Source organism: Streptomyces sp. NPDC044719, assembly GCF_056433405.1.
Window position 1 is genome coordinate 518,579 of the sequence record NZ_JBWKHE010000002.1, and the last position, 12,806, is coordinate 531,384.

At 70.6% G+C, this 12,806-nt stretch carries 12 protein-coding genes; 6 read left to right on the top strand and 6 right to left on the bottom strand.

Going from position 1 to position 12,806, the window contains the following annotated elements; translation table 11 throughout:
• The first annotated feature begins 5 nt into the window (after positions 1 to 5).
• The 4 genes from AC07DF_RS09110 to AC07DF_RS09125 all read left to right on the top strand — a co-directional run bounded on the left by AC07DF_RS09110 (position 6) and on the right by AC07DF_RS09125 (position 4,020).
• Positions 6 to 887 (top strand): branched-chain amino acid ABC transporter permease, encoded by an 882-nt coding sequence (locus tag AC07DF_RS09110; protein ID WP_478968467.1) that lies wholly within the window; start codon positions 6 to 8, stop codon positions 885 to 887.
• Positions 884 to 1,981 carry a branched-chain amino acid ABC transporter permease gene (locus AC07DF_RS09115; RefSeq protein ID WP_478968469.1) on the top strand — a complete coding sequence of 366 codons (1,098 nt, stop codon included), beginning with the start codon at positions 884 to 886 and terminating at the stop codon, positions 1,979 to 1,981. Before AC07DF_RS09110 ends, AC07DF_RS09115 begins: the two co-directional genes overlap by 4 nt.
• Before the next feature lie 5 nt (positions 1,982 to 1,986).
• On the top strand, positions 1,987 to 3,264 hold the full coding sequence (locus AC07DF_RS09120) for an ABC transporter substrate-binding protein (protein WP_478968471.1): 1,278 nt from the start codon (positions 1,987 to 1,989) through the stop codon (positions 3,262 to 3,264).
• Positions 3,265 to 3,360: 96 nt separating this feature from the next.
• Positions 3,361 to 4,020, top strand: a complete 660-nt coding sequence (locus AC07DF_RS09125; protein WP_478968473.1) for a TetR/AcrR family transcriptional regulator — start codon at positions 3,361 to 3,363, stop codon at positions 4,018 to 4,020.
• A gap of 15 nt (positions 4,021 to 4,035) precedes the next feature.
• On the opposite strand, the gene AC07DF_RS09130 is transcribed toward AC07DF_RS09125, so the two are convergent.
• From AC07DF_RS09130 to AC07DF_RS09150, 5 genes are all read right to left on the bottom strand, one after another.
• A complete protein-coding gene (locus tag AC07DF_RS09130; protein WP_478968476.1) occupies positions 4,036 to 4,839 on the bottom strand; it encodes an SDR family NAD(P)-dependent oxidoreductase in 804 nt (267 codons plus the stop codon).
• Entirely contained in the window at positions 4,832 to 5,437 is a 606-nt protein-coding gene (locus AC07DF_RS09135) for a carboxymuconolactone decarboxylase family protein (protein ID WP_478968479.1), read from the bottom strand. Before AC07DF_RS09135 ends, AC07DF_RS09130 begins: the two co-directional genes overlap by 8 nt.
• A gap of 75 nt (positions 5,438 to 5,512) precedes the next feature.
• Positions 5,513 to 6,565, bottom strand: a complete 1,053-nt coding sequence (locus AC07DF_RS09140) for an alcohol dehydrogenase catalytic domain-containing protein (RefSeq protein ID WP_478968481.1) — start codon at positions 6,563 to 6,565, stop codon at positions 5,513 to 5,515.
• Positions 6,566 to 6,605: 40 nt separating this feature from the next.
• Entirely contained in the window at positions 6,606 to 7,613 is a 1,008-nt protein-coding gene (locus tag AC07DF_RS09145; RefSeq protein WP_478968483.1) for an NADP-dependent oxidoreductase, read from the bottom strand.
• 118 nt (positions 7,614 to 7,731) lie between these two features.
• Positions 7,732 to 8,754, bottom strand: a complete 1,023-nt coding sequence (locus AC07DF_RS09150) for an AraC family transcriptional regulator (protein ID WP_478968485.1) — start codon at positions 8,752 to 8,754, stop codon at positions 7,732 to 7,734.
• Between the two features lie 113 nt (positions 8,755 to 8,867).
• Between AC07DF_RS09150 and AC07DF_RS09155 the strand changes: the two genes are divergently transcribed.
• Positions 8,868 to 9,803, top strand: a complete 936-nt coding sequence (locus AC07DF_RS09155; RefSeq protein WP_478968487.1) for an enoyl-CoA hydratase/isomerase family protein — start codon at positions 8,868 to 8,870, stop codon at positions 9,801 to 9,803.
• A 44-nt stretch (positions 9,804 to 9,847) separates the two neighbouring features.
• On the opposite strand, the gene AC07DF_RS09160 is transcribed toward AC07DF_RS09155, so the two are convergent.
• Positions 9,848 to 10,180, bottom strand: coding sequence for a putative quinol monooxygenase (locus tag AC07DF_RS09160; protein ID WP_478968489.1), 333 nt, complete (start codon positions 10,178 to 10,180; stop codon positions 9,848 to 9,850).
• 202 nt (positions 10,181 to 10,382) lie between these two features.
• Between AC07DF_RS09160 and AC07DF_RS09165 the strand changes: the two genes are divergently transcribed.
• On the top strand, positions 10,383 to 12,797 hold the full coding sequence (locus AC07DF_RS09165; RefSeq protein ID WP_478968492.1) for a SpoIIE family protein phosphatase: 2,415 nt from the start codon (positions 10,383 to 10,385) through the stop codon (positions 12,795 to 12,797).
• Positions 12,798 to 12,806: the final 9 nt, after the last annotated feature.

The following is a 12,806-nucleotide window of genomic DNA, read 5'->3' on the forward strand; positions in this document are numbered from 1 at the left end:
GGGCCGTGACCGAAGTGCTCCAGCAAGTGGTGGAAGGGATCGGCTCCGGCGCGGTCTATGCCAGCCTGGCACTGGCCCTGGTGCTGATCCACCGGTTCACCGGGATCGTCAACTTCGCCCAGGGCGAGCTCGCCATGATCTCCACGTATGTGGCGTGGCAGCTCGTGGCGTCCGGGATGTCGTTCTGGCTGGCACTGCCGGTCACCCTGGCGGTGTCGTTCGCCGGCGGCATGCTGGTCGAACGGATCGTCATCCGTCCCATGCGGAACTCGCCCGAGCTGACGACGGTCATCGTCACGGTCGGCCTGTTCATCTTCGTCAACGCCATGGCCGGTCTGATCTGGTCGTTCACCGTGAAGGACTTCCCGCAGCCGTTCCCCGACGGCGGGATCGACCTGGCCGGGGTGCGGGTGGACTGGTCGACGCTCGGGATCATCGTGGTGGTGGCCGTCGTGATGGGCCTGCTCTACCTGCTGTTCCAGCACACCTCCGCCGGTCTCGTGATGCGGGCGGCCGCGTGCAACCCCGCCTCCGCCCGGCTGTCGGGCATCCGGGTGGGCCGGGTGCTGATGCTCGGCTGGGGACTGGCCGCGACCGTCGGCGCGGTGTCGGGCGTGCTCGTCGCCCCCGTCCTCTTCCTGGAGCCCAACATGATGGGCGGAGTACTGATCTACGCGTTCGCCGCGGCCACCCTCGGAGGCTTCGACAGCCCGGTCGGCGCGGTCGTCGGCGGCCTGGTCGTGGGCGTCGCCGAGACGCTGGCCGGGGCGTACGTCGACGTGATCGGAGCCGATCTGAAGGTCGGCGTACCCCTGGTGATCATCCTGGCGGTGCTGCTGGTGCGGCCACAGGGCCTGTTCGGACGGGCGGCGGTGGAGCGCGCATGAGTACGATCCTCACCACACTCGGCACCGGTCGCGCCCGGCGGCTGCGGGCCGCGCTCACCGCGCTGCTCGCGGCGGCGGTCGCCGTCGGCGTACCGTTCTACTTCGCCCCCTTCCAGGTCTTCCAGCTGACCATGGTGTTGCTGTACGCCGTGGCACTGGCCGGACTGAACCTGCTTGTCGGATTCGGCGGGCAGATCTCGCTCGGGCACGGGGCGTTCTTCGCGGCCGGGGCGTACACGGCGGCGGTCATGCTCGACCGGTACGACACCGGTCACCCGGCCACACTCCCGGTCGCGGCCGCCGGATGCTTCCTGCTGGGCCTCGGATTCGGAGTGCCGGCCCTCCGTCTGCGCGGGCTGTACCTGGCTCTGGTCACCCTCTCGTTCGCGGTGTTCCTGCCACCGCTGCTCAAGCGGCTCGAGCCGCTCACCGGCGGCTCCATGGGACTGACCGTGGAGAAACTGCAGCCGCCCGCGTGGAGCGGGCTGGCCGAGGACCAGTGGATGTACCTCGTCGTCCTCGCCGTCACCGCGGTGGCCCTGATGCTCGCCCGCAACCTCCTGCGGTCGCGGGTCGGCCGGGCACTGCTCGCCCTGCGGGACAACGAGAGCGCAGCGGAGGTCATGGGCGTGCAGTTGTCCCTGCACAAGACCCTCGCCTTCGCCTGGAGCGCGATGTTCGCCGGTGTCGCGGGGTGTCTGTACACGTGGGTGATCGGCTTCGTCTCGCCCGACTCGTTCAGCTTCGTCCTGTCGATCACGCTCCTGGCCGGCCTCGTGGTCGGGGGCCTCGCCTCGCTGTACGGGCCGCTGCTCGGGGCGGCGTTCGTGATGTACGTGCCGAGCGTGGCCCAGGACGTCAGCGATGCGGCGCCCGGTGTGGTGTTCGGCCTGCTGATCATCGCGGTGATGTTCGTGGCTCCGACGGGACTGGCCGGTCTCGCGGGCCGTCTCCGGGGCGCCGCCGCCCGCCGCCTCACCCGCGCCGTCCCCGTCGCCGGCCGCACGCCCGCGCCCGCCACGCCCCCCACCGCGGATCCCGCACCTGTCGACGCCGAACCCGTGGGCGCACCGCCCCGCACGGAAAAGGAATGAATCACATGCGCAAGACGACTTCTCTGCGGGCGGCCGCGGCCGCGTCCGCCGCCCTGCTCCTCGCCACCGCCTGCAACAGCCAGCGCGGGCAGGACGACAAGGACGCCGCCGCCGACGGCGCGTGCCGGGGCCAGCAGACCACCGGCATCACCGACAAGACCATCAAGCTGGGCGGAATCTACCCGCTGTCGGGACCGGCCTCCGCCTACGGCACCATCGGCAACGGCGTGAACACCTACTTCAAGTACGTCAACGGCAAGGGCGGAATAGACGGCCGCACCGTGGAGTTCATCGTCCGCGACGACGGCTACCAGCCCCCCAAGGCGGTCGAGGAGGCCCGCAGACTCGTCGAGCAGGAGAAGGTCTTCGCCGTGTTCCAGACCCTCGGCACCCCGTCCACGGCAGCCGTCTGGGACTACCTGAACAAGCGGAAGGTGCCGCAGCCCTTCGTCGCCACGGGCGCCTCCCTCTGGGGCACGGACGACAAGCACCCGTGGACCACCGGCTGGCAGCCCAACTACGTGTCCGAGGCACGGGTGTACGCGAAGTACCTCGAGGAGGAGAAGCCGAAGGCCAAGGTCGCCGTCCTGTACCAGAACGACGACTTCGGCAAGGACCTGCTCGGCGGGTTCAAGGAGGCCGTCGCCGGCGGCGGCATCAAGGTGGTCGCCGAGGAGAGCTACGAGGTCACCGACCCCTCCGTCTCCGCGCAGATGACAAGCCTCGCCCGGTCCAAGGCGGATGTACTGCTCAACGTCACCACGCCGAAGTTCGGCAGCCAGGCCCTCGCCGCCGACGCCAAGAACACCAAGTGGGACCCGCTGCACATCGTCAACGCCGTGTCCGCGTCCACCACCGTGCTCAAGCCCGTCGGGTTCAAGAACGTCCAGGGCCTGGTCTCGGCGACCTACTTCAAGGACCCCGCCGACCCGCAGTGGGCCGACGACGCCGAGATGAAGACGTACAAGGACGCGCTGAAGAAGTACGCGCCCGACTCCGACCCGGCCAACCAGTTCAACGCCTATGGCTGGGCCGTCGCCTCCAGCCTGCACAAGGCCCTGGACGCGATGGACTGCCCGACCAGAGAGGGGCTGCGGGACGCGGTGCGCGATCTGAAGGACGTCAAGGTGGACATGTTGCTGCCCGGTGTCACTCTCTCCACCGGGTCCGACGACGCCTTCCCGCTCGAGACGATGCAGTTGATGCGGTTCAAGGGCGAGCGGTGGCAGCTGTTCGGCGAGCCGGTGGACACCCGCAAGGAGTTCGGTTCTCCGGAGAGCTGAGCCCATCGCCCTCGGCCGGTGCCTCCTTTGAAGTCGGCCCCATGACGGAGGCACCGGCACGTCGAGCCGAACCGGCGATGGCATACTGCTGGTCCGATGAGCGAACCAACCGAGGCGGCCGCACGCCCCGCGACCAGGCGTGATGAGCAGCGAGAGGCCTCCCGCCGCAGGCTTTTGACGGCGGCGGTGGAGATCCTCGCGGAGGAGGGCTACCGCGGGCTGACGGTGAAGAAGGTCGGCGACCGTGCCGGCGTCAGCCGAGGCATGGTCAACTACCACTTCACCTCCAAGGCGGGGCTCGTGGAAGCCGTGGTCGCCGACATCCGCGAGACGTTCATCGATGTGCTCCGGGCCCGGCCCGGATACGCGCGGCTGAGCGGGCTCGAAGCCGTACTGGCCAAACTCGACCAGTTCTTCGCCCGTCTGGCCGAGCCCGAGCCGGGGCTACGGGCGCGCGCGCTGCTGGTGCTCCTCGTCGAAGCGGTCGGGACCGCCGACGGGATCAAGGGCGTGATGGCCGAGCACCTGAGCCTGGTGCGGACCGGCGTCGAGGAGGACATCCGGCGGGGGATCGCGGACGGCAGCATCCGCCCCGACCTGGATGCGGTCGCCCAGGCGTTCCTGGTGGAGAGCATCGCTCGCGGCGTGCTCCTGCAGTATCAACTGGACTCCGCCCGCACCCGCCTGGCGGACATCGCACGGGCAGCCCACGAGACGCTGGTGCTCGGACTCACGTCGACGCGCGGCGAGGACTGAACTCCCGGCCGCACGTCATACGGCACTGAGCCCGCCGTCCACCACCAGGCTCTGGCCCGTGATGTAGGAGGCGCGGTCGGAGAGCAGGAACGTGACGGCCTCCGCCACGTCCCATGCGGTGCCCTGGCGGCCCAGGGGAATACGCTCGAACGAGGCTGTCCGGGACGCACGTCCGGCCGAGGCCTGCCGCCCCATCGGTGTGTCGATCAGGCCGGGCACGACGAGGTTGGCGCGGATCCGGCGAGCCCCTCCCTCCCTGGCGACATGGCGGGTGAGCCCGAACAGGCCGGCTTTGGAACTGTCGTACGCCGGCGAGTTCGTGGCGGCGCGCAGTCCCGCGAGGGATCCGATGAAGACGACGGCACCTCCGTCGGCCAACGCCGGAAGACCGTACTTGGCGGCCAGAAAGGGCGCACGCAGATTCAGGGAGAGCACCCGGTCCCAGTCCTCGGGGGACGACCCCTCCAGCCCGGTGCCGAGCCCCACCCCCACGTTGACCACCAGCGCATCCAGCCCGCCCAGACCGCGAACCGCCTCGGCGACCATGGCGGCCGACTGCCCGGCCTCCGTGGCGTCACACACCACCGCGACGCCCGACCTCCCCTCGCGGACGACGAGTTCGGCGGTCGCGGCGGCGGCCGGCGCTGCCACGTCGGCGCATGCCACGTCGGCGCCCTCGCGGGCGGCGAGGACGGCGATCGCCCGGCCGTTGCCGACCGGCGCTCCTGGGTCGTCGTCGAGGCGGGTGCCCGCGCCGACCACCAGTACCTTGCGGCCGGTCAGACGACGGGCCGGTTGCTCCACTCGCTCCTCACCCATGGCCCCGTTCCCCCTCGGCGAAGCCGGTGCCCTCGAAACCGGGGTCCAGTTCCACGCCGGTGGCGTTCAGGAAGAAGGCCACCATGTGGTACTGCCCCACCAGGATGGCGATCTCGATCAGTTCGGCGTCGCCGAAGTGCTCGGCCAGCGCCTCCCAGGTCGCGTCGGTCATCGTGGCATCGCGGTTCAGCTCGTCAGCCGCGCGGATCAGGTTCCGCTGGAGCTCCGTCCAGCCGGGTGCTCCCGGCCCCTCGGTGACGCGGTCGATGTCCGCGTCCGTGACGCCGGCGGCCCTGGCGAGGGGGAGGTGCCGTCCCCACTCGTACCGTGCCCCGGTGTTCCATGCGGTGCGCAGGATCAGCAACTCGCGCAGGCCTTCCGGCAGTCGGCCCCTGAGGAGCAACTGGCCGCCGAAAGGCATGAACCGCTCGTAGAGATCGGGGTGGCGCACAAGCGTGGTGAAGATGTTCGGGATCCGGCCCCCAGGGTCGTGGGGTGCTGTGGCCAGCAGTTCCCGGGTCCGTGCATCCCGCTGCTCTTCGGGGAGCGGCATCAGCCGCGGATGGGTCGGCCGGGCGGCTTCATGGCGCTGTGGCATGGCGACCTCCAGTGTCCGAGGGGCTCACCCTAGGAGACTGGCTGAACGCTTAGCAAGTGAACGTGCCCTGGAGTATCAGCCGGCCGGGTCGAGGAGGATCTTGCGGACGCCGTCGGAGCGGCCGGCGAACAGTTCGTACGCCGCCGGGCCTTCGGAGAGGGCGAAGCGGTGGGAGACCACGACCTCGGGCTTGATCCGGCCGGCACGGGTGAGGGCGATCAGGGGAGGGAGTTCGTAGTGCACCGAGCACAGCCCGATGGCGAACTCCAGTTCCTTGATCTGCGCCAGTCCCATGTGGAACGGGAACGCCTTGTTCTGGCTGACCCCGATGACACTGACCCGGCCGGCCTGCCGGACGGCCTTGAGGGCGAGCTCGATGGTGGCGTCGGAGCCCACGGCCTCCACCACCGCGTCCGGCCCGCGTCCACCGGTCATCTCCCGGATGGCCGACCGCGCGTCGTCACCCTCGATCGGCTCGACGCCCAGGCCGGCGGCGAAGGCGCGGCGCTCCGCGACCAGGTCCGCGCCCAGCACCCGCGCCGCGCCCATCGCGAAGGCGGACTGGGCGGCCATGAGGCCGACCGGGCCGAGGCCGACGACCAAGACGGTCTCGCCGGGCTGGATGCGGGCACGGCGGCAGCCGTACCAGGCGGTGGGGGCGTTGTCCGTCAGGACGATGGCGGCCTCGTCGGAGATGCCCTCGGGCAGGTGCACCAGGTTGACGTCGGCGTAGGGCACCGCCAGGGCCTGGGCCTGGCTGCCCGGGAGCTGCGGGCTCACTCCGTAGCAGAGCTCCGTGCTCGACTTGGCGCGCTCGCACCGGGCGGTGAACCCGGCCGCGCACGACCGGCAGTGCGCACAGCCGACGGAGGCGGGCACCAGGACCCGGTCGCCGGGCTTGAAGCGGGAGACCTGGCCGCCGGTCTCGACGACCACGCCGACGCATTCGTGTCCCGGTGTGTAGCCCAGTTCCGGGCTGAACGGGTTGCCGCCGTAGATGTGCAGGTCGCTGCCGCAGATCCCGGCCGCGGTCACCTGCACCACCGCGTCGGTGGGGCTGGTGACGGCAGGGTCGGTGACGTCCTCGTAGCGGATGTCGTGACGGCCGTGGTAGGTCAGTGCCTTCATCGGATCTCTTCCTTCCTTGCCCTTCCTCCCTCCGGCCCGGTCAGTCCGCGATCTTCAGCACGAGCTTGCCGTGATTGTCACCGCGGAACAGCCGCATCAGGGTTTCCGGGAACTCCGCGACCGAGCCCGACACCACGTCCTCCAGGGACTTCAGCCGGCCCTCCGCCCGCCACGTGGCCATCTCCGCGATGCCCTCCGCGTACCGTTCGGCGTAGTCGAACACCACGATGCCCGTCATGGAGGCGCGGTTCACCAGCAGCGACAGGTAGTTGGCGGGGCCTTGCGGCTTGGTGCTGTTGTACTGGGAGATCGCGCCGCAGACGACGACGCGGGCGCCGCGCGCCAGCCGCAGCAGCACGGCGTCCAGTATGTCGCCGCCGACGTTGTCGAAGTACACGTCGACGCCGTCAGGGGCGTGCTCACGCAGGGCCTTGCGGACGTCCTCGGTCTGGTAGTCGATCGCTGCGTCGAACCCGAACTCGTCGACCACCATCCGGCACTTGGCCTCGCCGCCGGCGATTCCGATGACCCGGCAGCCCAGGATCTTGGCGATCTGCCCGACGACGCTGCCGACGGCCCCGGCCGCTCCGGAGACCACGACGGTCTGCCCGGGCTGGGGGCGCCCGACCTCGATCAGGCCGAAGTAGGCCGTCAGGCCCGACATGCCGAGCGTGCCGAGATACGTCGGCAGGGGGGCCGCCGCCGGGTCGACCTTGGTCACGTCGCGTCCGTCCGACACGCAGTACTCCTGCACGCCGAACGAGCCCGACACATGGTCGCCGACCGCGAACCCGGAGTGCCGGGATGCGATCACCCGTCCCACCGCGCCGGCGCGCATCACCTCGCCGATCTCCACCGGGCGGATGTAGGACCGGCCCGCGTTCATCCAGCCGCGCATCGCCGGGTCGATCGACAGACAGAGCACCTGCACCAGGAACTCCCCGTCGCCCGGCTGCCCGGCCGGCTCCTCGACGTGCTCCCAGTCGGTGGGGCGCGGCTCTCCCACGGGACGGGCGGCCAGTCGCACTTGGCGGTTGATCGTGCTCATCTCCGGCGGCTCCTTCGAGTGTCATACCGGCTAGTCGGTATGGAGGGGGAGCGTACGGGTGCCGTGCCGTCCGGGACAAGAGGGTCCCGGTGCGATGTACGGCTCATGCCGGGATGACCTACTCGCCGGGCAGTCCGTGGTCGCGGACGGAACGCGCGGTCGTGCCCCACCAGCGCCGTGCGTAGCGGCTCAGGACGGCTGCCTCGCTGAGCCCGATGTTGCGAGCGACCTGCGTCAGCGGCAGATCGGACTCGATGAGCAGGTCCGCGGCCCGTTCGCGCCGAACGTCGTCGAGGACTGCCGCGAAGGTGGTTCCCGCCGCGGACAGGTGACGCTGCAGGCTCCTCGGCGACATGCCGAGTGTGTGTGCGGCGAAGGCCAGGTTGCTGGGGCTGGTGCCCAGTGACTGCTTCAGAAGTGTTCTGACGCGCCTCGTCATCGCGCTGCCCGTGGCGGAGGGCTGGGCCTCCAGGTAGGCGAGCGCCACCCGGCGGGTCAGCTGGTCTCCGCCCTGGACGGCTCGCCCGGGAAGATCACTCGCGACGCGGAGAACGGCGTGCGGCTGGGCGAAGTTCACCCGGGAGCCGAACAGTTCCTCGTAGCGGGCGCGCGGGGCCACGGCACGATGGGGTAGTTCGACGGTCCGCAGGCCGTACGGCCCGTCGAGCAAGGCGATCAGGACGCGGTGGAGGAAGAGCAGACCCATGTCGACGCTCTGCGGGGGCACCTGGGCGCCTGGTGGGTAGCCGTACCGCACCGCGACCACCGCTCGATCGCCCTGAGGGTCGGGGCCCAGGGCCACGCGCAGGTTGCGGTCGTGTACGAACAGGTATCGCGACGCGCAGGCCAGAGCTTCGGCGACGGTCGCGGAGTTCTGCAGGGCGACGGCCAGGGGGCCGAGCATGCTGAGGTCCTGCTTGAGGGCGACCCGCAGTCCGAGGTCGGGGCGGTCGAGCCGACGGGCAGCGGTTTCCAGGAGGACGGCCACGGTGGTGTCCTGCACCAGCAGCTCATCGTCGTCGAGCACGCCCGATGGGGCTCCTGCCGACCGCGCCAGGGCGTCGGCGTCTCCGCCGAGCTCCTCGATGGTCTGACGAACCCCACGCAGTGCCGCTGAGCGCACCCAAGCCATGACGTCCATGGTCCGGACTGTGGCGTGATCGGTCAATTCTGTGGCGTGATCAGTCAACGATGTCCGGTTGTCGCGCGCCTACGTTGATCTCAGCGTCACCCCCGAGATGCCCGGGAGGCAGGATGACGAACAGGACCGTCCTCGTCGAACGACACGACAATGTCCTGGTCGCACGGCTCGACAGCCCACCGTCCGCCCTGATGACCCGCGAGATGGTCATGGAACTCGGGGACCTGGTACGCCGTGTGGACGCCGATCCGACCGTGGGCGCGGTGGTGCTCACGGGCACCCACGCGTCGCGGTTCCTCGCCCATTTCGACGTACGGCTGATCTACGGGGGCGCGAAGCGTTCTCCCAAGGTGAGCGCCTCGATCCTCCGTGCCGGGCTCCGGGTCACCGGCGCGGCTCTCAAGGCGCCGGGCGGCAGCGCTCTGCTGGCCCGCTCGCCGCTGGTGGGGCTCATGGCCTGGGAGCAGATGAAGGACGTCCTCCACGCCATCGAGACCTCGTCGGCCGTCTGGGTCGCGGCCCTGAACGGGGACACCGGTGGCGGGGGCTGCGAGCTGGTCCTGGCCTGCGACTACCGCTTCATGGCCGACGGGCCCTTCCGCATCTCCCAGCCGGAGATCTTCCTCGGGTTCCCGCCCGGTTCCGGCGGCACCCAGCGGCTGGCACGCCTGCTGGGCGGACGCCGGGCACTGCAGATCTCTCTGGAGGGCACACCCATCAGCCCGGCCGAGGCCCGGGAAATGGGCCTGGTGGACCGAGTCGTACCGCCCGACGCGCTGCTCCAGGAGGCCATCGAGCACGCGGCCCAGCTGGGCCGACGACCGAAAGCGGCGATCGGGGCCGTGAAACGAGCCGTCCGTGAGGGAGGCTCCCTTCCGCTCCGGGAAGGACTGCGGTTCGAGGGCGCCGAATGGCTGGCGGCCACCACGACGGCGGAGTCGCTGGACGCCCAGCGCGCGTACCTCGCCCGCACCGAGGAGCTCGGTGACGTAGCCGGGCTGGACCCCACAACGGTCGAGGAGACGGTGGCGCGCGGCCGGTTCGCCTGACGTCCCGCCGGAAGCGCGCGGGTCCCTGACGCTCGGACAGGGCGCTACTCCTGTCCTGGGACCGCCATCTCCCCGAGGAGCGCCCAGTCGTCCTGCGGAATCGTCGCGTTCACGATGCGCGGCGTCTCGACCAGATGGGGCGGCAGTGTCTGCTGTGCGGCCTTGAAGTGCGCGGACCGCACATGTGCGGCCCCGGCCTCGTCGTCGCGGAAGGCCTCGACCAGGACGTACTCCGTCGGCTCGGCCACGCTGCGCGACCAGTCGAACCACAGGCAGCCGGGCTCGGCGCGCGTCGCCCGGGTGAAGTCGGCGGTGATCTCGGGCCAGCGGTCGGCGTGCTCGGGTCGGACTCGGAACTTCGCGGTGATGAAGATCATGGGATTCCCTTCGCTGATGTGCCGGGCGGGCTGTGCTCGCGTTCCGCCGCGCCGGCGGCGCGGCCTTCGGGTCGATGATCCACGCCAGGACCGCACCTGTGGCGTGGAGGGCAGGGCGGATCCATCGTGGAGCAAGGAGCCACGACCAAGGATGGAGAACATCCTTGTCCGACACGAGGTGGTGTCCGGGGTGGAAAAGCGGATGACAGTGCTCAGCGAGAGCCCGGACGAGCCGTTCGCACTGCTCCACGCCGCCTCGGCGGTGCTCGACGACCGGGGGACCGTGGTCGGCTGGAGCAGGCGGGCCGAGGAGTTGCTCGGACACCCGGAGTCCGCCGTGATCGGCCGTCCGGCCGTCGGGGTCCTGATCGACCCTGGCGACCTGCCGGCCGCCAAGGACGCCGCGGCGACGTGCAGGAGAGACGGTGGCTGGTTCGGCGTACTGACGGTGCGGCATCGCAGCGGACGCCTCGTGGAGATGGGTCTGAGGGCAGGTGCGCTGTCGCGCGGTGACCATGCCCGCGAATGGTTCCTCGTCGGGGCACCCGCGGCCGAGGTCCTCGAATGGCAGAGGGACCGCGCGGTCCTCGACGGGTTGTTCTGCCGGTGCCCGATCGGCCTCGTCGTGCACAGCCCCGAGCTGACGATTCTGCGGGTCAACAGGGCGATCGAGCGGTTCACCGGCGTCCCGGCCACCTCCTTCCCGGGAATGCCCACGGGCGCCCTGCTGGTCTCCGAGGACGCGCGGAGGGCCGTGGAGCGGGTCCGCCAGGTGATGGAGAGCGGCAGTTCACTGGTCTCCACCGAGCAGTACGCCCGTCTGGAGCGGGACCCGGCACGTGTGCGGGCCGCGTCCGTCTCGGCCTTCCTGCTGCAGGATCCCGCCGGCCGGGTCCTGGGAGTGGCCGAGACGGTGGAGGACGTCACCGAGCGTCATCGGGCCCGACTTCGCCTGGCGCTCCTCGACCAGGCCGGCGCCCGCATCGGATCGACGCTCGACGTGCGGCAGACGGCCCGCGAACTGGCGGATGTGATGGTGCCCCACCTGGCCGACCACGTGACCGTGGACCTGTCGCTGCCGGTGACGCGGGGCGAGGAGCCGACGCAGGCACTGGCGGGACCCGTCACCCGGGTCGCGGTCCGCGGCGTCGTGGTCCAGCAGCCCGACCTGCCCTACCCGGAAGGCGAGCCGGTGCACTTGGCACCCGGCACACCACAGGCCAGGTGCCTGGCCGACGGCAGCCCCCTCCTCGAACCGGTCCTCGCACCCGAATGGTTCCTCGCAGAGCCGCGCCGGGGCGAGCAGGCACCGGACCTGTCGGCCCATTCCCTGATCGTGGTGCCCCTGGCCGCGCGCGGCCTGGTACTGGGAGTGATGAGCCTGTGGCGATCGCGGCACCCCGAGCCGTTCGAGGCCGACGATCTCACCCTGTCCCAGGAACTCGCCTCGCGGGCCGCCGTCAGCATCGACAACGCCCGACGCTTCACCCAACAGCAGCAGACCGCGTCCACCCTGCAACGCACCTTGCTGCCGAGGACCGTTCCGCACCAGCCGGCCCTCGAAGTGGCCCCTCGCTACCTCCCGGCCAGTACGGCCCCCGGTCCCGGCGGTGACTGGTTCGACGTCATCCCGTTGTCCGGGGCCAGGGTCGCGCTCGTGGTCGGCGACGCGGTGGGTCACGGACTGCACGCCGCTGCCACGATGGGCCGACTGCGTACCGCCGTGCACACCCTCGCCACCCTCGACCTGGAACCGGACGAGGTGCTCTCCCGGCTGGACGACCTGGTCAACCTCCTCGCCGTCGAACAAGAGACAGCCGGCGAAGGACCAGCGGGGGAGCAGATCGTCGGCGCCACCTGCCTGTACGCCGTCTACGACCCGGTCTCCCGGCAGTGCTCCGCGGCGCGGGCCGGTCACCCGCTACCGGTCGTGACCACCCCGGACGGGCAGGCGGCCCCGCTCGACCTGCCCCCCGGCCCGCCGCTCGGTCTGGGCGGTCTGCCGTTCGAAACCCGGGAGACCGAACTGGCCGAGGGCAGCCTGCTCACGCTCTACACCAACGGACTCATCGGCGAACGCCATCTGGACGTCGACAGGGGCCTGCAACGGCTGTGCACAGCGCTGACACACCCGGCGGACCCCTTGGAGAGGACGTGCCAGGCGGTCGTCGAATCCCTCGTGCCCCGACAGCCCGCTGACGACATCGCCCTGCTCATCGCACGCACCCGGGTGCTTCCACCGGAGAACGTCGCCTCCTGGCAACTGCCGGTGGGGCCGACCGCCGCGGCACAGGCCAGAAGGCTCGCCACGACCCAACTCACTCACTGGGGACTGGAACACCTGGCGTTCGCCACCGAACTGATCGCCAGTGAACTGGTCACCAACGCCTACCGCTACGCCAAGGGCCCCGTGACGTTGCGGCTCATCCGTGAACGATGTCTCGTCTGCGAGGTCGCCGACGCCAGCCACACCTCACCGCACCTGCGTCGCGCCCGCACCACCGACGAGGGGGGACGCGGCATGTTCCTGGTGGCCCAGCTGACCGAGCGCTGGGGCACCCGCTACACCCGCGAGGGCAAGACCGTATGGGCCGAACAGCCGCTGCTCGGGCTGTGAGCCGACCGA